Source organism: Faecalicoccus sp. LCP19S3_E2 (assembly GCF_052121255.1).
Taxonomy (GTDB): Bacteria; Bacillota_I; Bacilli_A; order Erysipelotrichales; family Erysipelotrichaceae; genus Faecalicoccus.
Window position 1 is genome coordinate 130,674 of record NZ_JBQKEP010000001.1, and the last position, 21,848, is coordinate 152,521.

Below are 21,848 nucleotides of genomic sequence, written 5' to 3' on the forward strand. Positions count from 1 at the left end.
TTACTCAGCCTCCTCTTCTTCTATTTCATCGGTATTTTCTTCTTCCATATCGTTGACAAGTTCTTCTTTTGGAAGCGGTTGATGTGCTACTGGCACATCATCGTCATCATCCGGATTTAAATCGACTTCATTGTTGTTTTCATCCAACAGACGAACATCGATAGCCAAACCTTGCAGCTCGTGTACCAATACACGGAAGGATTCAGGTACACCCGGTTCCGGAATATCCTTACCTTTGATGATGGCTTCATATGTCTTGATACGTCCCTGAATATCATCGGATTTGATCGTTAAGATTTCCTGCAGCGTATGAGCGGCACCATAAGCTTCCAAAGCCCAAACTTCCATCTCTCCAAAACGCTGACCACCGTTCTGTGCCTTACCACCTAACGGCTGCTGTGTTACTAATGAGTATGGTCCTGTTGCACGGGCATGCAGCTTATCGTCAACCATGTGTGCCAGCTTGATCATATACATGACACCGACACTGATTCGTTCATCAAATGGCTGACCGGTCTGTCCATCGTACAATACCTGTTTCCCATCGCTGGTCATCTGTGCTTCTTTCATGATGTCGGCCAATTCTTCATTGGATACACCATCGAATACCGGTGTGGCAAATTTTACGCCTAATTTCTTAGCAGCATAACCCAGATGGATTTCCAGGATCTGTCCGATATTCATACGAGAAGGTACACCAAATGGGTTCAAGATGATATCAATTGGTGTTCCATCAGCCGTAAACGGCATATCCTCGATTGGAAGGATCTTGGAGATTACACCTTTGTTTCCATGTCGTCCGGACATTTTATCCCCTTCGGAGATCTTACGTTTCTGAACGATATAGACTTTAACACGCATGTTAACTCCCGGTGGAAGCTCCGATCCATCACCACGTTTAAAGACACGGATCGAATGTACGATACCGGCTCCACCATGTGGTACCTTTAAGGAATTGTCACGAACTTCACGTGATTTTTCACCGAAGATCGCCAATAACAGTTTTTCTTCCGGTGATACTTCACTCTGTCCTTTTGGCGTTACCTTACCAACTAAGATATCGCCTTCTTTTACTTCGGCACCGACCATGATAATTCCGTTTTCATCCAGTTTACGAACTGCACTTTCACCCACGTTTGGAATATCACGAGTGATTTCTTCCGGACCTAACTTTGTATCACGGCAGTCAATATCATATTCTTCAATATGAATGGATGTATAGACATCATCACTGACCATACGTTCAGACATGATGATGGCATCCTCATAGTTATAACCATACCAGGTCATGTAGGCAATAGTTACGTTTTGTCCTAAGGCCAACTCACCGTTTTCCATAGAAGGACCGTCGGCTAAAATATCGCCTTTTTCTACTTTTTCACCAACTTCTACGATGGGACGCTGGTTGATGCAGGTAGAAGCATTACTGCGGGCAAATTTACGCAGCTGATACGTATGTTCTTTATGGTCTTCCGTTTCTACAACGATACGAAGACTATCAACATACTTGATTGTTCCATCTTCCTTGGCCACGATACCGACACCGGAGTCTTTGGCAATCTTATGTTCGATTCCGGTTCCGACATATGGTGAATGTGGCTGCAACAAAGGTACGGCCTGACGCTGCATGTTGGCACCCATCAGAGCACGGGAAGCATCGTCATTTTCCAGGAATGGAATACAAGCTGTTGCTACCGATACGATCTGTTTTGGACTAACGTCCGCCAGTTCTACATCTTCACGATTGGCAATGATCGTTTCCCCACCTTTACGCACAACGACATGTCCATTGATCAAACGACCATCACGAACCTCGTTGGCCTGGGCAATCAGGTAATCACTTTCTTCATCGGCACTTAAATACACCGCTTCTTCCTGTACGGTACCATCTTTATTAACAATACGATATGGTGTCTGGATGAAACCATATTCGTTGATCTTGGCATACGATGTCAGGTTGGAAATCAAACCAATGTTTGGACCTTCCGGGGTTTCGATTGGACAAATACGACCATAGTGAGAAGTATGAACATCTCGAACCTCGAAACCGGCACGATCACGTGTCAAACCACCAGGTCCTAAGGCAGAAATACGACGTTTGTTTGTCAATTCAGCCAATGGGTTCTGCTGGTCCATGAACTGAGAAAGCTGTGAACTCGAGAAGAATTCCTTGATGGCCGCTGTTAACGGACGAATGTTTGTCAGCTTTCTTGGTGTCAGGTTTTCCAATTCCTGAATGGACATACGCTCTTTGACAACACGTTCCATACGAGATAGACCGATACGGAACTGGTTTTGGATCAGTTCACCAACCGAACGAATACGACGGTTTCCCAACATATCGATATCATCGGTTGAGCCTACACCTTCCATAACATTCATATTATAAGAGAAGAAGGCATACATATCCGACATAGTGATCGTGTGCTTATTGGCCAATGGATCATTTCCGCAGATTTTGATCTCATCGCCTTCTTTATCAATGACATAGACTTCCTGTACACAGGCACCGATCAACCATGCGGTGATTTCTTCCTGGTTGGCACGAATACGCAATGCCTTCACAACATCCTCTTCCAGAGTATCCGGTTCTACCCCTACGGTATAGCGTGGTGCTACTAGTTCCATCTGCGCATCCACAATATCCTGTCCTTTGGCATTGGTCAAACGACCCAAAGCATATAAACGCTGTCCGTAGTTAAATACAGATTCACTGTTTTCAGCTGTCAAAACAACCGGGCGAGCAATCAATCCACCGTAAACGGCAATTTCTTCCACTTCCTGCAGTTCTTTAACATCCTGTGCTGTCAATACAGTTCCCTGTTCGTAATATACGCCATCCACTTCTACATCTTTTGCCAGGATTCGTCCGATCAAGCCACTGTTATAGCTTGTTGGAACGCTGACGATGTCTTCTTCATGGAATTCAGAACGGAACGGATAAGGCGTGCAATATGGTCCTTTGGCAAGCTGTTCACGTAGTGCATTTCGCTGGTCACGATGAATCACAGTACCCTTTTCCATAAACACACTGCCATCAACATCCACGATATCATGTGCAAGCGTTGTACCATCCATTCTGGCAATCGCATTCAATTTTTTACGCAGCTTATAACGTCCGGCTTTTGTCAGATCATAACGACGATGATCAAAGAACTTCGCCTGCATCAACGTAATGGAACCATTTAACGTAGGAATTTCATCACTTCTCTGGTTTTCATAGAAAGACAATAAAGCTTCCTGTGTCGTCTTCACTTTGTCATTCAACAACGTGTTTTCAATTTCTTCATATTTTCCAAAGAACGCCGTATATAACAACAAATACAAGTTCATGTATTCACGATTTTCCGGATCGGTTGCGACTTCATCCCAGTTTCTTCCCATGGCCTTTAAGAAGATTTCCATCTGTGTCGTATCCGTTGTATTTTCGTTCACTTCCAGATTCAAAGACATACCGATTGCTTTAAAAAGGATCGTAAATAAAATCTTACGGCGACGGTCGATTGATACATTGATCGTTCTTCCGTTTGAAGTCTTCTTTTGTTCGGTCATGAATTCCAGCCATGTTCCACGGCTTGGAATCAATTCACAGGCATAGTTTTGTTTTCCGGTCTTTTCATCATAGCTTTCTGAGAAATAAGCCCCCGGGCTACGCACGATCTGCGAAACGATAACACGTTCCGCTCCATTGATGATAAATGTTCCGGTTTCCGTCATTAACGGGAAGTCACCTAAATAAACTTCTTCGTTTTTCGTAACGACTTCTCCGGTATCCGGATCGGTAATTTCCAGTTCCATTTCCGCATACAAAGGTGCCGCATAATTGCACTCTCTGTACATGGATTCTTCCGCATTATATTTTGGCTGTGCAAAATGATAGCGAAGAAAGTTCAACTTGATATTTTTTCCGTAGTTTTCAATCGGATAAATTTCTTCAAATACTTCCTGAATCCCCTGTCTGGTAAACCATTTAAATGAATTGGTCTGAATCTCAACAAGGTTTGGTAATTCCAGTTTTCCACTTACTTTGGAATAATCTCGACGTGTTGCTTTTTTGCCACATTCGAGGATGTGATACGCTTTGTTTGTGTCCATGCATGCCATCCTTTCGTTGATTTTTGTCTTGCGTTGTAGCCTAAGGCGCACTACCCCCTTAGACTATTATGCAATTTATTATATTAGCTTATAGAATGCAAACTGTCAATTCTATATTAACATATTTTCTTGACAAATTTTGAAAAATGTTCTTTCCCTGAAAAAATCGACCTTTTCCTATAGTTTCCTTAAAATTGTTTACGCACCATAGCTGAATAATTCGCATATTCACAAAAACCATAGCGAGCGTAAAAGCTCTTTGTGTATGGATCGGAAGGAATCACTTTTATATAGAGCAGCTCATCAAAAAAGCTTAAGATCCGTTTCATCATCTGATCCGCAATATGCATTCCCTGATATTCGGGATCAACCAAAAGATAATGAAGAAACGCAACAGTTTGACCATCATCTAAAGCCCGTACCAAGCCTACCAGTCGATCTTGATCCCATGCTGAAATCACATGTGTCGAGTTTCGCATTGCTTTTACCAGCTTTTCCGGATAATTGCCCGACTCCCAGTTTACAGATAAAAACAATCTTTGCAGCTGCGATGCGCTAAATTCCTTTGTATCCTTGTATTCAATAGGCATCTTTTTTCCTCTCACTTTCCCTGTATCCAAAAATAAAGAAAAAGATCTCATCACAAGATCTTTATTCCATTTCTAATACATGTTCGAACAAAAAACGTCCTAATGCACTTTCATCATTTGTATATTCACTGACCACATTGGCAGCTGCTTTGGCCCCATCCGATCCATTTTTCATGCAGACACCCATGCCTACCTTTTCTAACATCTGAATATCATTGGCTTCATCGCCAAAGGCCACACAGTTTTCCAGATTCACACCAAAGTGCTTGCACAGCTTTTGAATTCCATACCCTTTATTGATAGCCGGATCACAATACTCAAATAAGTTATTGGCCGTATTAAAACCAACACAGTCTTCTCGTTTAAAATTTTTAGAGCGCTCTAAAACTTTAGGCATATAGTCCGGATCACAATAAATGATCAGCTTATTGACCGTTCGATCCTTTAAAAAGCTTTCCAGATCGATTTCAATTTCGGTTTCCCCAAACAATTTGGCGTGTGCCCTTGTTTCCGGAGTGGACTTGCTGGTATAGCGAATATCCCCAACCAACACATGAAAAATGACATCCATATCCTGATAAAAATGTATGATATCCAGTATGATCTCTCCATCCAATAAATGATATTCTTCTTTGGTACGACGACGTATATCATAGATCACACCGCCATTCATCCCCATGATAAAGCTGACACTGTCCGCAATCTTCCATTGTTCAAGCATCGCATGCACAGTTTCTACCGGACGTCCGGAAGCGATACCGAATAAGATTCCCTGATGTTTTAAAGCGCTAATGGCCTTACGATTAAGATCGGACACTTCCTTTTGACTGTTCAAAAAAGTTCCATCTAGATCAGTTGCCACTAAAGTCACTGTATTCTTCATACGTTCTCTCCTTTAATTATTTCATTTCCAAAGCTTGCTCGTTCTTTCTTCGCTGTCGATCGATCTCGATCCATTCATCCAATGTCATAGGCTGATAATCGGAATACATGCAGAAACAATTGATAAATTGACATGGTACGTGTTCCATACTCCCTGCAATACTGCGATGCATCTGCTTTTGGACAAAGTTTTGATACGCATCCAGGTACATTTGATCCTGCGTTTTATGAATATGACCATGCAGCATAAACGTTTTGGGATTGCCGCTTTCATCTTTTCTATATTGTCCATTGTAACAGGCAATCGGATAATGACAAAGAACGACCTTTCGTTTATTTTCATTCAATTCCGCATAGTCTTTGATCCATAAAAAGCGGGAGGCATCAAAGTCCTTATCGTTTAAAAAGCGGTCATGGTTTCCCTTGATCAAGTACAGACGGCCATGAAGCTGCTTCAAAACTTCCTGGGTTTCATCGGCCTTTCCCCAACTGAAATCACCTAATATGACAACTTCATCATTTTTCCGCACTTTCGCATTCCACCGCTCAATCATATAAGCGTTCATCGCCTCCACCGATTCAAAACCTCTTTGATCCATATGTTCATTTAATGCACGATGAAAAAAATGACAGTCCGCAATATAATAGCGCATGATCTCACCTCCCTTATGAAAAAAAGCGGTCAAGCCGCTTTACTCTACTGTACATGTATAACCAGAAGCTTCCTGACTTTTACGAGTCTGTTTTAACGAGATATGCTCGCTATCCCTTTCTCCTTCCTGTAAAAGACCGGCTTCTACAAGTTCTTTGTCATTGGCAATTTCATAATTTACACGCAATGTGATCTCTACATGATCTTCTACTATCTTTCCGGTTGCCTCAACACCTTTCAGGTCATATAAAGACTGTAGCGACTGATTGATCTTATCTTGAATGCTTTGTGCATCCAGATCCTCTCGTATTCCCAGATCCGCAAAAGACATCGTAAATACCTGTGTCATATTTTGAATCTGATCTCCTTTTGCCTCAAACGTTAATGTATCGTTTTTATCACTGGTACATGTCATTGTGGCCGGCGTCTTATCTTCTTTCTGTTTTTTTTGTGTACGGCTATTGTCCGTATTAAAATCACTTAATCTGGCACACCCGCTAAGCAATGCCACCGATACCAGGATCATCCCCAATTTTTTCATTTCATCAGCCCCTTAACGCCTACAGTGTATCATAAGCCTTTTTTAGATTTCAAGATATCAAAAAGGCGGATCAAGCCTTCTTTAAATTGATCTGGATCTTGCCCCAGACCTAAACGCATAAAGCCTTCCTGATCAAAACAAGCGCCGGGCACAAAAAAGATGCCGTGCTCTTTTAATAAATATTGCGCTGTTTTTACGCTGTCTTTCATCCCTTTGATCTCTAAAAAACATACAGTTCCGTTTTCGGGAATCACACAATCAAATAAATCTTGATCTTTTAACCATTCTTTTAAAAAGGACCGATTTTGATCCAGGATCGCATTTGTTCTCTGCAGGATCAATTCTTTGTTTTCTAAAGCCGCAGCACCTAAGGCATCTAATAAAGGACCCGTTGAGATCATCGTATAATCTCTTCGACTGTTGATCTTAGTGATCAGATCCTGTTCGGCCTTGATCCATCCTAAACGAAGCCCCGCAAGACCATACATCTTACTTAAAGAAGATGTGCTGATTCCTCTTTGATACAGATCACTGATGCTTGGCAAACGATTTGGATCCCGATAGACTTCATCGCATAAAATATAGATTCCTCTTTGATCACAAACCTTGATCAATTCTTCTAAAAAAGGAAGTTGAAATTGTGTACCGGTGGGATTATTCGGATTATTTAAAATGATCAATTTTGTATGATCCTGGATCGCATCCAAAAATTCCTGCAGATTAGGCTGCCACAGACTTTCCGGAAGAAGTTGAATCGTAGAAACTGTACACCCTAAAGATTGGGGATAACTGACAAACTGCTGATATCCCGGAACACAGGCAATCACATGATCCTGTGGCTCTAAAAGGGTTTCCATCACAAGCACATTGGCCTCCAGACAACCATTGGTGGTGGTAATATTTTCTACACTTCCGGTTTTATACAAAGATAAAATCTGTTGCCGAAATGCCAAACTTCCCTGAATCTCTCCATAATCCAGAACCAGTTTGGATACATCTGTCTTTACCATTTGTAAGAGTTGTTCCATAGAAAAAGAAGAAGCACAAGTGTCCGTCAAATTGTACTTAGCTTGTCCTTCATTCTCATTCATCCATTGTTCAACTTTAAAATCTGCCAGTTTCATTCGTAGAATACCTTACTTAAGAAATCTTTAGCACGATCGGATTGTGGATTGGAGAAAAACTCTTCACTTGGTGAATCTTCCACAATCTCGCCATGATCTAAGAATACAACACGACTTCCCACCTTGCGGGCAAAGCCCATTTCGTGTGTGACCACGATCATCGTCATTCCTTGTTTTCCTAAATCTTTCATAACTTCCAGCACTTCCTTGATCATCTCCGGATCCAGAGCACTGGTTGGTTCATCAAACAACATCATTTCCGGATTCATACATAAAGCACGGGCAATTGCCACACGCTGTTTTTGTCCCCCGGAAAGATTGTTGGGATAGGCATCTTTCTTGTCAGCCAGTCCGACTCTTTCCAAATACGTCAAAGATGTTTTTTCCGCTTCTTCCTTAGAACGATTCAATACTTGAATTTGTGCCAGATTACAGTTTTCCAAAACGGTCATATTGGGAAACAAATTAAAGTGCTGGAACACAAAGCCCATTTTATTGCGCTGTTGACGATATTTCTTTTCATCCTTGGGATCCATCAATTCCCCATTCATATAAATTTTTCCCTGATCTACTTTTTCAAGACCATGAATGCATCGCAACAATGTACTCTTGCCGGAACCGGAAGGGCCGATCAAAGATACGATTTCTCCCTGATTGACCTCCAGCGATACATCTTTTAGCGCATGCAGTTGTCCGAAATTCTTGCGAATATGTTCTACTTTAATCACTGACAGCCAACCTCTTTTCTACACGTTTTCCAATATAAGAAATACTGATCGTCATTACTAAATAGAAGATCGCCGCTAAAAAATAAGGCGACATTACTTCATAGTATTCAGCACCTACGATCTGCGCACTCTTTAATAACTCAATAGCACCAATGGTACTTGTCAGAGAGCTGTCTTTGATCAAAGTGACAAACTCACTGATGATTGGTGGAACGATCAACTTAAAGGCTTGCGGTAATACGACAAAACGCATGGTCTGCCATGAACTTAATCCTAAGGTTTCACAGGCTTCCCATTGTCCTTTATCCACACCGTTGATCCCACTTCGAATCAATTCCGTTGAATACGCACCGGAGTTAATACTCATGGCAATGATACCAATTAAATACACATTGATTCGCAATACTTCGCCGGTAATAGCGGTATAGATCGAAGGAATCACCGAGAAGATGATCAAAATCTGTAACAACATTGGTGTTCCTCGAATCACTTCTACATAAAAGTTACCGATCGCACGCAATACGATATATTTAGAACGCTTGGCACTGGCTCCCAAAACACCGAGTATCAAACCAATAAATAGGGATAGTATGGCCATCCCTAATGATACTAACGCTCCTTTCGCAAAGTATAGCGCCGTCTCAAGTGTAAATACTTGCTCAAAGGCTGAAAACATACTATCCCTCTTCTTTCATTTATTCTACTGCCGTAAGACCGTATTCTTCACACATCTTGGCATAATCATCACTGGCGATGAATGCTTCGATGCATTTATTGATCAAATCGATCATATCGGTATTGCCTTCTTTGGCAATGATGTAGTTCTTTTCATCCATCAAGACACCATCTAATACAGTAAAGTTTCCACTTTCGACATAGCTCTTGGCGACACCGGAGTCGATAACGGCCGCATCATACTGATTAGCGCTCAAGGCATTCATGATATCCTGTACGTTTTTCAAACCTGTTACTTCTCCACCGGCATCCTTGGCAGCCTGCTCTCCGGTTGCCCCGGTTTGTGCCGCAATTGATTTTCCGGCCAGCTGATCGATGGAAGTAATATCAGAACCTGCCGGTACAACGGCTACCTGTGCAGAACCAAGATATGGCTCGCTCCATTCTACTTTTCTGTTTGCATCGTAAGTGAATCCGGAAATTCCCAAATCGATCTGATCACCCTGAATCTGTGTAACGATGTTATCGAAGTCCATCTGTTTAAACTCAAACTTATACGAAGTTTCTTCGTTTTCATTCAGGTAGTTTTCAAACCAGTCAACCATGTCGATATCAAATCCTACCATCTCATTCTCTGTATTCAGACTTTCATATGGTTCATAATCTGGTGAAATACCAATTGTGATCTTTTTTGTATCTTTGTCTTCTGTAGCTGGTTCACTGTTTGAACATCCAACCATTGTGGCAGCCATAGCAGCTGCTAATCCCATTTTTAATAATTTGCTCATATGTTTTCTCCTCATCTTTCTCTCTTCTATTTTTTTCTTTTTTTGTTTACTTGTTTTTGGATGCGAATCTATCGCATCGTCGTCGGTCTTCTTTACTCATTCGCATCTTCCTTTCTATAAAAAAAATCGCCCTTCTTACAAAGGACGATTGACTCGCGGTACCACCTTAATTCCATCCGCCATACGGATGACACCTCATTCTTAACGCGAATACACGATCATTGCCTCACACTTTCGACAATGCGACTCCAAGACACGTTCCAGATTTCTTCCTGCGAATTTTCACCGGCCATTCGCTCTCTGCAAAGAAAACCATCTGTACTTCTTCTCTTCTTTGTCTTTATGGACATAATTATACACACGAAATCCTTTTTTGCAACAAAAAATTGAAAAGTTTTGAAAACATTTTCTGAAAATCGCTTACATTTAGTTTTTCAAAGACTGTAACGGTGCCGGAATACGACCCCCACGATTGATCATGACATCGTTTTTGGTCTGGCGAATCGGCATGACCGGGCCGGAGCCTAAAAGACCGCCGAAATCTAACTCTTCCCCAACCTCTTTTCCAATAGCCGGAATGATACGAACCGCTGTCGTTTTGGAGTTGACCATACCGATGGCCGCTTCATCCGCAATCACACCGCTGATGACCGAAGCCGAAGTATCGCCCGGAACAACGATCATATCCAGACCCACGCTGCATACTGCGGTCATGGCTTCCAGTTTCTCCAAAGATAAGACACCGGCTTTAGCCGCATGGATCATACCGGCATCTTCGCTGACGGGAATAAAAGCACCGGATAAACCGCCGACATTGGAAGTGGCCATGACACCACCCTTTTTGACCGCATCATTCAACATGGCAAGACATGCCGTTGTGCCATAGGCACCACAGGTTTCCAAGCCCATTTCTTCCAAAATATATGCCACACTGTCACCGATAGCCGGTGTTGGCGCCAAAGATAGATCCACAATACCAAAAGGCACACCGAGTTTTTCTGAAGCTACCGTACCTACAAGCTGCCCCATACGAGTAATCTTAAAGGCTGTACGCTTGATCAGATCGGCAATCTTATCCATAGGCAGGTTTTTATCGGCTTTGGAAAGAACGGCACGAACCACACCCGGTCCGCTGACACCAACATTGATTACACAGTCCGCTTCTCCTACACCATGAAAGGCACCGGCCATAAACGGATTATCTTCAACTGCATTACAGAAAACCACAAGCTTGGCAGCACCCAGACAATGATCATCTTTGGTCAACTGGGCACATTCTTTTACAATCAGTCCCATCTGTTTTACGGCATCCATATTGATACCGGCCTTTGTCGATCCCACATTGACACTGGCACAAACGTGCTGTGTTTTCGCTAAAGCTTCAGGAATGGCCTCAATCAGCTCTTTATCCCCACTGGCATATCCCTTTTGCACCAAAGCGCTGAATCCTCCGATAAAATCAACACCCAGCTCCTGTGCACATTCTTCCAGTGTCAGTGCGTATTTGACCGGATCCCCACCGGATACTGCCACTAACATCGATATAGGTGTCACACTGATACGTTTATTAACAACCGGAATTCCATATTCCTTCCCGAACTCATTGCCCACCTTGACAAGATCTTTTGCCTTGGAACAGATTTTCTTTTTAATTTTTTCACAGCTTTTATCAATGTCGGTATCCATACAATCCAACAAAGAGATCCCCATGGTAATAGTACGAATATCCAAATATTCTTCATCGATCATCTTGATCGTTTCTAGTATTTCTTTTGTCTGCATAAGCCCTCCTAGATTTTATGCATGGAATCAAAGATATCCTGATGCATAACACGGATCACAAGATCTTTTTCTTTCCCTAACTGATCCATATGATCACTAAAAGAAGACAAAGAAGTTTCCATGTTTTCTAAATCTACGCTCATGGTCATTGTAAAAAAGCCATCTACGATCGTTTGACTCACATCCAATACATTGATGTTGGCTTTGGCACATTCGTTGGCGATCATTGCCAAAATGCCAACTTTATCTTTTCCGATCACGGTAATAATTGCTTTCATGTTCTCTCCTCCTAAAACGGCAGGCTGACTACCGCATACTTTTCCAGCTCAAATGGTTCATAGGCATCCTGCAGTCCCTGCACATTGACATCAAATTCATCCGGCATAAATGTCACAGTATTTTGGTGATGCAGTCGATCCAAGATCTTTTCACTCTGTTCTTTGGTCAAGGTCTTTCTTCTCTTAAAGCATACCTCATTAGCGGCATTGACCAAAAGAAGTTCCACATCTAAGATTTCTTGATTCAAAAGCGAATCTTTGGCATCGCAGTCCTGTACATTAAAATAAAAATCACTGCTGTCGATATCCCCACCCTCAAAAATGAATATGACGATATCCATTGTGTAACAAAAATGAAGCTTTGCGCCTTTTTGTAAAAGGGCAATTTCTTCATCGCTCCAGGACTCATCTTTGATAACCAGCATAAAACGATCATCCACATAATCCATAATGGCACCAAAATCTACATCATAAGGAAATTTTTCTACTGTTTTCATAATTCACAGTATAACAAAAAAACTGTCGGTTCAAAAGAACCAACAGTCAAATTTGAGGTTAACTAAATACCTAATGCTTTTTGAGCAGCGGTAACGATAGCCATTTTATAGATTTCCTGTGAAGTACATCCACGAGATAAGTCATTGATCGGTGCATTCAATCCCTGTAATACCGGTCCAATGGCCTGCCATCCACCTAAACGAGCGGCAATCTTATACCCAATGTTTCCACTGGAAAGATTTGGGAAGATAAACGTATTAGCATGTCCGGCAACCTTTGAATTTGGAGCCTTTAAAGCAGCAACTTCCGGTGCTACGGCACAGTCAAACTGCATTTCCCCATCAACTTCAAAATCGATTGGCATACGTTTTAAACGTGTAGCGGCTTCGGCCATTTTGGCAACACATTCACCCTTGGCACTACCCATGCTGGAGTAAGACAACAAGGCTACTTTAGGTTCGATACCAAACTGACGAGCTGTATGGGCTGTCTGTACAGTGATTTCAACCAATTCATCCGGTGTAGGATTGATATTGATGGAACAATCTCCCATGATGTACTGTTCAGAACCTTTGACCAATAAGAAACAAGAACTTACTAATGGCTGTCCCGGTGCTGTTTTGACAAGCTGCAATGCCGGACGAATCGTATCGGCTGTAGAGTAAGTCGCACCACCTAACAAACCATCGGCAATTCCCATCTGCACTAACATAGTTCCAAAGTAGTTGGAAGCCTGTAATGCCTTACGGCACTGTTCCAGATCCATTTTACCACGACGAAGTTCAACCATTTTTACAGCCATTTCTTCAATACCATCATAGTTTAATGGATTGATTTGTTCGATGTTAGAAACATCCAGTCCATTTTCTTCAGAACATTTCTGGATTTGTTCCGGAGAACCTAACAAAATCGGATGTACAACATCGTTAGCCTGCAAATCAATGACAGCTCTTTGTACACGTGGATCCCATCCTTCTGTAAATACAATACGGATTCCTTTTCCTTTTACTTTTCCTTCTAGTTCATTAATTATCATTTTTCACAACCTCTTTCGTGTCTAGTATAAAACAAAGTGTCCTACAATGCACGTAAAACGTTGTGAAGTTTTTATCAATTGTAAAATGAAAAAATCCATCCTAAAATTTATCATTTTTGACAATATTTCTTTTTAAACTATTTCTTTCATTGCATAAAAAGAAAACGGATAAAATAACTTTTTTCCACTACTATTTATATCTCTATCACAAATGTTTTTTTGTTGATTTTCACTGGTTTCAACATTTTTATAAACAAGTTGAAAAGTCTTCGTAATTTTATTCTTTAATTTTTCTAACACTTTATCTTCTATAAAGGTATGTATAAAAGTTTTCGTTCCGATTTCATGGCAATACTGTATTTAAGCAACATTTCAAATTAACAAATCATATAAAATAAAAAGACCATCATCAATTCCTTAGCCTATGGCCGAAGGAGGTGAATGGCCCAATGGAAAAATTAATAAATGCAATCATCACTTTATTGCTACAGTCTTTACTATATCTTATAAAGAAGATGCTGGATCGACTGTTTGATGGTGGTAAAACGAAAAGAGGGAACTAGCACTTCCCTCTTTTCTTAATGAATGGCCTAATGGAATGACCAAATAGCAATCATCTCGGTTAGCACAATGAACTTCCTAACCTAATCACATTATATACAGCAATGAAAAGTATGTAAACAAAAACAATCTTCTTTATGCTACCACATATAATTATGGACAAACATACTTTTATATCTACAACTTTGGACAGATACGGGCACTTATTAGATGTTAATGGCGATGAAATCCTTAAGGCCGTAGAAGATGAAATTTTAAAAAACAGTATATAAACAATATATTGATCGAATAAGTATAAAAAAGTGCCTTACATAAAGCACTTTATTGACTATGGTAGTGCGCACGGGGTTCGAACCCGTAAATGCAGCCTTGAGAGGGCTGTGAGTTAACCATTTCTCCAGCGCACCATTTGACGTGTATTCATTTTACCACCAAAGCTACAAAAAAGAAATAAAAAAGTTCCCATTGTGGGAATTTGATTAAAGAATGGGGATATACTTTGTTTCTTCCTCTTCTTTTTTAGCTTGCGTTGGAACTGTGATCTTTAATTCACCATTCTCAAAGCTGGCTTTGATATCCTGTTGTCTGACATTATCTCCGACATAGAAACTACGTGAACAAGAACCGCTGAAACGCTCCTGACGAACGATGCGTCCCTGATCGTCTTTTTCTTCATTATTAGAGTTTCTTGTTGCGGTTACTTTCAAATAACCATCTTTTAACTCTAACTGAATGTCTTCTTTATTAATGCCCGGCACTTCCATATTCAATTCATAATATCCATTCTTTTCGGTAATATCTGTCTTCAATAAATTAGCCGGTGTCTTGGATGCATAATTATCATTAAACAAGTCATCAAACAAATCAAATGCTCTATATCCTGGATAGAATTTCATACATATCACCTCCGCATTAAACGTAATGAATATTCTATCGAGTTAGCACTCTATTTCTAACTCTGCTAGTATTATAGCACGCTTTTTAGCACTGTAAAGTAAAAAGTGCTAAAAAATAAAAATCAGGTTACATTTTCACCTGATCTTTAATGCGAAGACACAATTTCATTGTCAAATACAACACGAATGCCTCGATAGGAAACATAAGCACATTTTTTAAGATACGTTCACTGACAAGCACCCAGAAAGCATTGCCATACATCATAGAAAGCCATAATGAGTTTAAGACAAGATTGACGATCAGTATGACAGATAAACGCGCCAAAGCACAACGTATGATTCCTATCTTTTCCTGCTTATAGAAAAATAGAGAATACAGCACCGCAATCACGACCGCACTGATCATAAACCATGGCTGATAAGGCCCTACCGGACGAAGCATGTAATTGATCGTATCTAATACAAATGCAGCAATCATATTGGGATAAGGCCCATAAAAATAACAACTGGCTGCGACGGCAATACTTCCAAAAGAGATCTTCAACATCGGTGTTAATTGAATAGAAAACATATTGAGGATCACATTCAGAGCGCAAAATAAGCTCACGCCAACCAAAACACGTACATCTTTTAAAGATTTCGCATTTTCTTTAAACATAACAAAGTATTGATTCATATAAAAATACCTCCTTTCCCATCGTGCAATGGAAAAAGAGGCATAGTTTGTCCATTACAACAGCGGGATGCAAAATATGTATCGCAAGAACTCTTTTCGTTTTCAGGCCAACTCCCCGTGTCTGAAACACTTAACGCACATATTTTTACTCTGCTATAAAATGATTATACTGCAATCCAGGATACATGCAATAAAAACAGTAAACTTTAATCGTTTTGTTTTCCGTAAATCTTACCGTTTGTCGCATCCACCAGTGTTTGCATATTTAAATTGTCTTCTTTGGCTAAATCGTAAATCTTGCTCATAGCTTTCAAAAATTCTTCTTCGGATTCATACTGCATAGCCAAACTTTGTAATCGTTTAATACTCATACCGTTTTTTCCTTTTCATCCCTTCTACAAATTCATTGGCACGTTTTGTGAATCCATCTTCACCTTGCGTATGACATGCCTTGTAAAAATCAGACATATCTTTTAAAAACTGCTCCTTGCTGTCATAGCCCCAGATCAGGCCGGTAAATATTTGAATACTCATGTTTATAAGATACAAAGAACAACATACAAAGTAAAGACATATGCACCATAGGCTTTACATGGCAGCCCATAATAAAAAGCGCATTCTTAATAAATACGCTTTTTATACTGATTTTAATTTTTAGTCATTTAATGAGTAAAAATTATTTTCTGTTTTTACGACGAAGTAATGCGATCATTCCACCTAATGCAACACTCATTGTTCCAAAGATTCCGGCTAATGGCATCGCAACACCTGTATCAACGCCTTTATCTTCTTTCTTGGAATCTTCCTTTGCATCTGTCTTTTCTTCGTCTTCTTTACCTTCGTTTTTGTCTTCAACAGCTTTTACTTTAACGAAGACTTCAGCGTTCTGACCGTATTCAACATCTAAAGATAATGAATCTTCATCCTCAACCAATTCATAACCCTTAGGCGCTTTCAAGTCAACAGTGAAAGTATGCACTTCACCTTTTACACCGTCAGCTGTATAGGCCTCATCTTCGCCAACAACTTCATTTGTACCTTCTTTTACATATTTGACAACCAATGTGGCTGTATCTTGTTCTACTTCATGAGTCTGAACTTTATGTAATGTAATAGTATATGGGTTATTGGCATCCACAAAGAAATCTCCGGTTTGAATCAATTCATAGCCTTCCGGCAACTGTAATTCGGAATAGTTGGCAATTCCATCATCGTCTAAGTCAACGAAATAGTCTCCGCCACCTAAGTTGTTTCCTTCTTCATCAACGAATGTAACATTGATGATCGTTCCTTCTACTTCTTTCTTCAATGTGATTTCATAGTCTTTATTTGCATCCACAAAGAAATCACCGGTTTCTGTCAAATTGTATCCTTCCGGCAACTGCAGTTCAGAATAGTTGGCAATTCCGTCACCATCTTCATCTACGAAATAGTCACCGCCGCCTAATGCTTTTCCGCCTGTGCTTTTGAATGTTACATGAATAATAGAACTTCCGGCTTTGGCTACCTTTGCCTGATAGAATCCATCTGGGGCAACATAGAAATCACCGGCTTCCGCCAATTTGTATCCTTCTGGTACATATTGATTCAAAACAGATAAGTTCTGTACACCGGCAGGTAAAGTGTAGTACCCTCCGCCTACAGCATTTCCAGCAGCATCAACAAACTGTACGTTTGTGATCACAGTCTGTGCTTCTTCTTTCTTTACTTTTGCCTGATAGAATCCATCCGGTGCAACATAGAAATCACCGGCTTCCGCTAATGTATAGCCTTCTGGTACATATTGACTTAAAATCGATATGTTCTGTACACCGGCAGGTAAAGTGTAATAACCACCACCTACAGCATTTCCATCTGCATCAACAAACTGTACGTTGGCGATAGCCGTTGTGACTTCTTCTTCAGCAGCCGTAGCCCGGACAGTAACCTGAAAAATATCAGCGGAATTCGCAACAGTAAAGGTATCATCTCTAACCAGTTCATAGCCTTGTGGTAAAGACAATTCAGAGAATTTGTGAGCCCCAACGGTCAAATTCACATTGGAAGTTCCAACAACGGTACTGTCAGCCAGTACAAACTCCACCTGCAATGGAATCTGTTTTTCTTCAACAGCCGGCTGTGTTCCTTCCGCATTGGCCACTAAAGGTGCTGCTACTGCAGGAATCATTGTTACGGCAACAAGTCCTGACAATGCAGTCTTCGTTATTTTTTTCATTTTCACACCTCCTAATTTTTTCAAGTTTGCTTTTTTTGTACAAAAAAAATAACTTTTTGACTTATATTTAATATAAGTCACATAAATAGTACCCCCCCCCCCGTATGCAAAAGTCAACTAGAAGTTATTATTTTGTTACAGAAAACAATCTCAAAGTTTTAGTTATCGTATAAAAACGCTCTGTACATAATTTGAATCTTCATCGTCTAAACATCAAAAAAAGCAGAGTTTTTAACCTTTTATTTCATCAGGTATACAAACTCTACTCGCTTTTCTTTTCTCAATTTTAAAAGGGGTCTCTACTTTGTTGGATTCTCTTCAATCGGTGTCTTTAACATCTCCGCAAAGATAGATTGCCTTGTCGTGCTTTCGGCAACCGATGTTGGAACAATGATCTTTGTCGCCTTGCCATCTGCTACTTTTTGTAAGGCATCAAATGATTTCAACTGAACGACGCGTGCATCTACATTAGCTTCTTTTAACCGTTTCAGACCTTCTGATTCCGCATTATATGTCAATTCGATAGCTTTGGCCTTACCTTGGGCAATCGCAATGTCCGCATCACGTTTGGCCTGAGCACGTTTGATCATAGCCTGAGCTTCTCCATCGGCTTTTTTGATCTCTGATTCCTGGAAAGCTTCAGCCTGTAAGATCTTTTCACGTTTTTCTCGTTCTGCCTTCATCTGCTTTTCCATGGCATTTTTGATTTCAGTTGGCGGATCGATGTTTTTTAATTCTACACGACTGACATTGATACCCCATGGATCGGTAGCTTCATCCAAGATGTCTTTTAACTTCACATTGATCGTATCACGGGATGTCAAAGCTTCATCCAAGGTCATATCCCCAATCAAATTACGAAGCGTAGTAGCCGCTAAATTTTCCAGGGCGAATAAAGGATTGGCTGCTCCATAGGCAAAAAGCTTTGAGTCAAAGATTTTGAAATAAACAACCGTATCTACATAGATAGAAACATTATCCTTTGTGATAACGGACTGTGGTTCAAAATCCGCACATTGTTCCTTTGAAGTGGCTTTACAGGCAACTCTTTCAAAGAATGGAATCAGGAAATGAATACCTGCACTCCATGTCGTCTTGTACCTTCCTAAAAATTCAATCACATATTCTTCGGTCTGTGGCACAATACGCACTGTATAAAATATACAAATGACAACAATGATCAAAATCGGTATCAATATAAACATAATAACTCCTCTCTATCCATTTCCAAATACGAACACAATCAGAAAACTCAAAATGCAGATCATCACTACCATGGCCAAAACCATGATCAGCTTGTTTTTATCAGACATTCGAGAATCCTTTCGCCATTTTTGAACGGTCGTCCGATGCTTAAATATATGGCTTTGATAACGCATCTTTTTGGCATTGTCATACCCATAGAGTGGCTTCCCATTCAAAATCGTTCCTTTGTTTTTACTGGACTGTCCATTCAGGTTCATATGCTTTCCTCTACTTTGATTTCATTGTAGCACAGTTAAGGTTAAGAAATTCTATAGGCTTTATAAATTTATGTTAATTTTGAATTAAGATTCCTCATCTACCTTCAACATGCGATAGCCTACGCCGATATGCGTTTGAATATAACGTGTGGAAGAACCTTTGGGTTCGATTTTTCTGCGCAAAGTAGCCATAAAAACACGTAAAGAGGCCACATCACTTTCCCAGCATGTTCCCCATATTGCCTGGGTAATATATTTATGAGTCAACACTTTTCCCATGTTTCGTGATAACAGGCAAAGCAGTTTATATTCGATCGGCGTCAAATGCAGCTCTTCGCCTTTTAAATAGGCACATCCTGCCGCATAATCAATATGAAGATCTCCATTGGTAAAGCTGGAGGCTTCACTGAGCGATGCATTCTGCAGGATGGAAAGTCTTCTTTGTGTGGCACGAAGTCGAGCCAATAATTCTTCCACAGAAAAAGGCTTGGTCAGATAATCATCAGCCCCGGCATCCAACGCTTCGATCTTATCGCTGTCTTCACTTCGCGCACTGACAACGATGATCGGCATATTGGACCAGGAACGCACCTTTTTGATGATTTCCACTCCATCCACATCCGGTAATCCCAAATCTAATAAGATCACATCCGGATTATGACTGGAAGCCTCTAAGATGGCCTCCTGCCCATCTTTGGCGCTCAAATACTGATATCCGTGTGCCTGAAGGGTCGTCACGATCAAATTCTTTACAGATATATCATCTTCTACTACTAATATTTTCATCTTGTTCATTGTATTCCTCCTGCCGGCAATGTAAATGTGAATATGGCCCCATGTGGCACGTTATCTTCCACTTTGATCGTTCCATGATGCGCCTGAATCACATTTTGACAAAGTGCTAATCCAAGACCTAAGCTTCTTCTTGAATCCGCAATTTTGTCTGCCCCTGTATAAAACATTTCAAAAATCTTTTCTTTCTTTTCATCCGGAATGCCCGGTCCATCATCTTTGATCCTTACCTCAACTTGTTTATCGTTGGTACAAGTTTCGATTTGAATACAGGAACCAGGTGGTGTATATTTGATCGCATTGTTGATCAAGTTCACCAGGACCTGCACAATCAAACGCGAATCCATCTTCGCTACTGTGATCGCATCCTTGGTCAAAAATTCAATCGAATGTTCTTTTTCATGTCTGTCGATCCGATTCAACGCTTCATCAATCACGTCTTCGATCACATCATCACTAATATGAAGGTCCAAACCACCCTCTTCCAAGCGTGTAATGGCCAAAAGGTTTTCCACTAAATCGATCAACCATTTGGAATCATCATAAATATCCGTATAAATATTATGGCGAACGGAATCATCTAAAAGCACCTCATGATTTAAAAGATTACTGGCATTGCCGTAGATCGAAGTCAACGGTGTTCTAAGATCATGCGAGATCATTCGCAATAAGTTGGAACGAAGGCGCTCATTTTCAGCCAATATGGCCGCTTCCTCTTTTTCTTTTAAAATCTTCAGATTCTTTAAAGCCATGGCCGATTCCCCCAAAATCGACAATAAAATGTTTTCTTCAAAGGAATCGATCTGCTCCTTTAAAATTTCTATCCCGGCAATTCCAAAATAACTGTCATCCATATGAATCGGTGCATATACACCATGCTCAGAAGCGATCAAACCGGTATAGGCTCCCTTTTTCAGCACCTTATCTACGACATTCTTCTCATTTTTATATAACATATCCTGCGAGATCGTCCCATACGTAATCGAAGGCTGCAGGTTTCCATCCTGTATTGGATAAATGATGATCCCTGCATTCATCAGCTTATGAAGCTGCACCGCCGTACAGGAAAAAACCTGTGAAGCATCCTTAGCCTTGGAAAGCTGTTGGCTGGTATTAAATAACACCTGTGCGCTGTAAGCATCCTGTGAATACATACGCGCATGATTCTTTAACTGAATCGCCAAAGCACCGGCTAAAAAGGAGGCCGCAAAAAAGATCAAAAAAGTGGCGATGTGATTCTTATTATAGGCCTGAAAAGTAAACTGTGGATAAGTGAACAAATAATTAAAGCTCAACACGCTGACAATAGAAAAAATCACACAATATAAACGATGACTTGTCAGTATCGCAAGGATCATCACGCCCAAAAGATACAACAATATGATCGTCGCATCGTCTAACCCCATTCGATAAAACAAACTGCCGATCCCGCTGACCACCAACAACATCAAAAGTGTCATCGATAAGTTATACAATACATTTTTCTTTGTATTTAAAAAATGATACATCTTATTTTTTCGATTCATATCATCATTTTACCAAAAAATTAAATCCTGCGAGCAGTTTTCTTACAGCA

General features: G+C 40.5%; 23 protein-coding genes, 1 tRNA gene, 1 riboswitch and 1 other annotated feature. All 24 genes read right to left on the bottom strand.

Annotated elements, in window-relative coordinates:
* A complete protein-coding gene (gene rpoB, locus ACTQX6_RS00705) occupies positions 1-4,095 on the bottom strand; it encodes a DNA-directed RNA polymerase subunit beta (RefSeq protein WP_294687594.1) in 4,095 nt (1,364 codons plus the stop codon).
* 188 nt (positions 4,096-4,283) lie between these two features.
* Positions 4,284-4,685, bottom strand: coding sequence for a GNAT family N-acetyltransferase (locus tag ACTQX6_RS00710; protein WP_294687595.1), 402 nt, complete (start codon positions 4,683-4,685; stop codon positions 4,284-4,286).
* A gap of 61 nt (positions 4,686-4,746) precedes the next feature.
* A complete protein-coding gene (locus ACTQX6_RS00715; protein ID WP_294687597.1) occupies positions 4,747-5,568 on the bottom strand; it encodes a Cof-type HAD-IIB family hydrolase in 822 nt (273 codons plus the stop codon).
* 16 nt (positions 5,569-5,584) lie between these two features.
* The gene (locus ACTQX6_RS00720) at positions 5,585-6,220 is read right to left on the bottom strand and encodes a metallophosphoesterase family protein (RefSeq protein ID WP_168964655.1); all 636 of its coding nucleotides are present in this window, start codon (positions 6,218-6,220) and stop codon (positions 5,585-5,587) included.
* A 39-nt stretch (positions 6,221-6,259) separates the two neighbouring features.
* Positions 6,260-6,760: a DUF1307 domain-containing protein gene (locus ACTQX6_RS00725; RefSeq protein ID WP_294687599.1), complete on the bottom strand. Its 501-nt coding sequence runs from the start codon at positions 6,758-6,760 to the stop codon at positions 6,260-6,262.
* Between the two features lie 29 nt (positions 6,761-6,789).
* Positions 6,790-7,884, bottom strand: coding sequence for an aminotransferase class I/II-fold pyridoxal phosphate-dependent enzyme (locus tag ACTQX6_RS00730; RefSeq protein WP_294687602.1), 1,095 nt, complete (start codon positions 7,882-7,884; stop codon positions 6,790-6,792).
* Positions 7,881-8,612, bottom strand: a complete 732-nt coding sequence (locus ACTQX6_RS00735) for an amino acid ABC transporter ATP-binding protein (RefSeq protein ID WP_022789488.1) — start codon at positions 8,610-8,612, stop codon at positions 7,881-7,883. Before ACTQX6_RS00735 ends, ACTQX6_RS00730 begins: the two co-directional genes overlap by 4 nt.
* A complete protein-coding gene (locus ACTQX6_RS00740; RefSeq protein WP_022789489.1) occupies positions 8,605-9,288 on the bottom strand; it encodes an amino acid ABC transporter permease in 684 nt (227 codons plus the stop codon). Before ACTQX6_RS00740 ends, ACTQX6_RS00735 begins: the two co-directional genes overlap by 8 nt.
* A gap of 19 nt (positions 9,289-9,307) precedes the next feature.
* Complete coding sequence (locus ACTQX6_RS00745) at positions 9,308-10,075, bottom strand: substrate-binding periplasmic protein (protein WP_294687608.1); 768 nt, start codon at positions 10,073-10,075, stop codon at positions 9,308-9,310.
* A gap of 137 nt (positions 10,076-10,212) precedes the next feature.
* Positions 10,213-10,419: a binding site (T-box leader), on the bottom strand.
* Positions 10,420-10,501: 82 nt separating this feature from the next.
* Positions 10,502-11,857, bottom strand: coding sequence for a PFL family protein (locus ACTQX6_RS00750; RefSeq protein ID WP_168964659.1), 1,356 nt, complete (start codon positions 11,855-11,857; stop codon positions 10,502-10,504).
* A gap of 8 nt (positions 11,858-11,865) precedes the next feature.
* The gene (locus ACTQX6_RS00755) at positions 11,866-12,135 is read right to left on the bottom strand and encodes an ACT domain-containing protein (RefSeq protein ID WP_022789492.1); all 270 of its coding nucleotides are present in this window, start codon (positions 12,133-12,135) and stop codon (positions 11,866-11,868) included.
* 11 nt (positions 12,136-12,146) lie between these two features.
* Positions 12,147-12,632: a hypothetical protein gene (locus tag ACTQX6_RS00760; RefSeq protein ID WP_168964660.1), complete on the bottom strand. Its 486-nt coding sequence runs from the start codon at positions 12,630-12,632 to the stop codon at positions 12,147-12,149.
* A 62-nt stretch (positions 12,633-12,694) separates the two neighbouring features.
* On the bottom strand, positions 12,695-13,669 hold the full coding sequence (gene pta / locus ACTQX6_RS00765) for a phosphate acetyltransferase (protein WP_206198193.1): 975 nt from the start codon (positions 13,667-13,669) through the stop codon (positions 12,695-12,697).
* A 132-nt stretch (positions 13,670-13,801) separates the two neighbouring features.
* Entirely contained in the window at positions 13,802-13,969 is a 168-nt protein-coding gene (locus ACTQX6_RS00770; protein ID WP_181965550.1) for a hypothetical protein, read from the bottom strand.
* Between the two features lie 592 nt (positions 13,970-14,561).
* Positions 14,562-14,637, bottom strand: a tRNA-Glu gene (locus ACTQX6_RS00775).
* A gap of 72 nt (positions 14,638-14,709) precedes the next feature.
* Positions 14,710-15,126 carry an Hsp20/alpha crystallin family protein gene (locus tag ACTQX6_RS00780; RefSeq protein WP_167699039.1) on the bottom strand — a complete coding sequence of 139 codons (417 nt, stop codon included), beginning with the start codon at positions 15,124-15,126 and terminating at the stop codon, positions 14,710-14,712.
* Positions 15,127-15,253: 127 nt separating this feature from the next.
* On the bottom strand, positions 15,254-15,802 hold the full coding sequence (locus ACTQX6_RS00785; RefSeq protein ID WP_022789497.1) for a folate family ECF transporter S component: 549 nt from the start codon (positions 15,800-15,802) through the stop codon (positions 15,254-15,256).
* A 58-nt stretch (positions 15,803-15,860) separates the two neighbouring features.
* A riboswitch (THF riboswitch) is annotated at positions 15,861-15,957 on the bottom strand.
* Between the two features lie 51 nt (positions 15,958-16,008).
* A complete protein-coding gene (locus ACTQX6_RS00790) occupies positions 16,009-16,173 on the bottom strand; it encodes a hypothetical protein (RefSeq protein WP_022789498.1) in 165 nt (54 codons plus the stop codon).
* On the bottom strand, positions 16,163-16,336 hold the full coding sequence (locus tag ACTQX6_RS00795; protein ID WP_168964662.1) for a hypothetical protein: 174 nt from the start codon (positions 16,334-16,336) through the stop codon (positions 16,163-16,165). Before ACTQX6_RS00795 ends, ACTQX6_RS00790 begins: the two co-directional genes overlap by 11 nt.
* A 142-nt stretch (positions 16,337-16,478) precedes the next feature.
* A complete protein-coding gene (locus tag ACTQX6_RS00800; protein WP_320863365.1) occupies positions 16,479-18,017 on the bottom strand; it encodes a hypothetical protein in 1,539 nt (512 codons plus the stop codon).
* Positions 18,018-18,316: 299 nt separating this feature from the next.
* Positions 18,317-19,222: an SPFH domain-containing protein gene (locus tag ACTQX6_RS00805; RefSeq protein ID WP_272000771.1), complete on the bottom strand. Its 906-nt coding sequence runs from the start codon at positions 19,220-19,222 to the stop codon at positions 18,317-18,319.
* 12 nt (positions 19,223-19,234) lie between these two features.
* Positions 19,235-19,480 carry a hypothetical protein gene (locus ACTQX6_RS00810; protein ID WP_117445465.1) on the bottom strand — a complete coding sequence of 82 codons (246 nt, stop codon included), beginning with the start codon at positions 19,478-19,480 and terminating at the stop codon, positions 19,235-19,237.
* 84 nt (positions 19,481-19,564) lie between these two features.
* On the bottom strand, positions 19,565-20,275 hold the full coding sequence (locus ACTQX6_RS00815) for a response regulator transcription factor (RefSeq protein ID WP_117445464.1): 711 nt from the start codon (positions 20,273-20,275) through the stop codon (positions 19,565-19,567).
* Positions 20,272-21,798 (bottom strand): sensor histidine kinase, encoded by a 1,527-nt coding sequence (locus ACTQX6_RS00820; RefSeq protein WP_441657189.1) that lies wholly within the window; start codon positions 21,796-21,798, stop codon positions 20,272-20,274. The genes ACTQX6_RS00815 and ACTQX6_RS00820 overlap by 4 nt, the downstream gene beginning before the upstream one ends.
* Positions 21,799-21,848 lie beyond the last annotated feature (50 nt).

Coding starts and splice junctions, on each gene's coding strand:
- rpoB (WP_294687594.1), bottom strand. CDS start 4,095: ATGGACACAAACAAAGCGTATCACATCCTCGAATGTGGCAAAAAAGCA.
- ACTQX6_RS00710 (WP_294687595.1), bottom strand. CDS start 4,685: ATGCCTATTGAATACAAGGATACAAAGGAATTTAGCGCATCGCAGCTG.
- ACTQX6_RS00715 (WP_294687597.1), bottom strand. CDS start 5,568: ATGAAGAATACAGTGACTTTAGTGGCAACTGATCTAGATGGAACTTTT.
- ACTQX6_RS00720 (WP_168964655.1), bottom strand. CDS start 6,220: ATGCGCTATTATATTGCGGACTGTCATTTTTTTCATCGTGCATTAAAT.
- ACTQX6_RS00725 (WP_294687599.1), bottom strand. CDS start 6,760: ATGAAAAAATTGGGGATGATCCTGGTATCGGTGGCATTGCTTAGCGGG.
- ACTQX6_RS00730 (WP_294687602.1), bottom strand. CDS start 7,884: ATGAAACTGGCAGATTTTAAAGTTGAACAATGGATGAATGAGAATGAA.
- ACTQX6_RS00740 (WP_022789489.1), bottom strand. CDS start 9,288: ATGTTTTCAGCCTTTGAGCAAGTATTTACACTTGAGACGGCGCTATAC.
- ACTQX6_RS00745 (WP_294687608.1), bottom strand. CDS start 10,075: ATGAGCAAATTATTAAAAATGGGATTAGCAGCTGCTATGGCTGCCACA.
- ACTQX6_RS00750 (WP_168964659.1), bottom strand. CDS start 11,857: ATGCAGACAAAAGAAATACTAGAAACGATCAAGATGATCGATGAAGAA.
- ACTQX6_RS00755 (WP_022789492.1), bottom strand. CDS start 12,135: ATGAAAGCAATTATTACCGTGATCGGAAAAGATAAAGTTGGCATTTTG.
- ACTQX6_RS00760 (WP_168964660.1), bottom strand. CDS start 12,632: ATGAAAACAGTAGAAAAATTTCCTTATGATGTAGATTTTGGTGCCATT.
- pta (WP_206198193.1), bottom strand. CDS start 13,669: ATGATAATTAATGAACTAGAAGGAAAAGTAAAAGGAAAAGGAATCCGT.
- ACTQX6_RS00780 (WP_167699039.1), bottom strand. CDS start 15,126: ATGAAATTCTATCCAGGATATAGAGCATTTGATTTGTTTGATGACTTG.
- ACTQX6_RS00785 (WP_022789497.1), bottom strand. CDS start 15,802: ATGAATCAATACTTTGTTATGTTTAAAGAAAATGCGAAATCTTTAAAA.
- ACTQX6_RS00790 (WP_022789498.1), bottom strand. CDS start 16,173: ATGAGTATTAAACGATTACAAAGTTTGGCTATGCAGTATGAATCCGAA.
- ACTQX6_RS00795 (WP_168964662.1), bottom strand. CDS start 16,336: ATGAGTATTCAAATATTTACCGGCCTGATCTGGGGCTATGACAGCAAG.
- ACTQX6_RS00800 (WP_320863365.1), bottom strand. CDS start 18,017: ATGAAAAAAATAACGAAGACTGCATTGTCAGGACTTGTTGCCGTAACA.
- ACTQX6_RS00805 (WP_272000771.1), bottom strand. CDS start 19,222: ATGTTTATATTGATACCGATTTTGATCATTGTTGTCATTTGTATATTT.
- ACTQX6_RS00810 (WP_117445465.1), bottom strand. CDS start 19,480: ATGAACCTGAATGGACAGTCCAGTAAAAACAAAGGAACGATTTTGAAT.
- ACTQX6_RS00815 (WP_117445464.1), bottom strand. CDS start 20,275: ATGAACAAGATGAAAATATTAGTAGTAGAAGATGATATATCTGTAAAG.
- ACTQX6_RS00820 (WP_441657189.1), bottom strand. CDS start 21,798: ATGAATCGAAAAAATAAGATGTATCATTTTTTAAATACAAAGAAAAAT.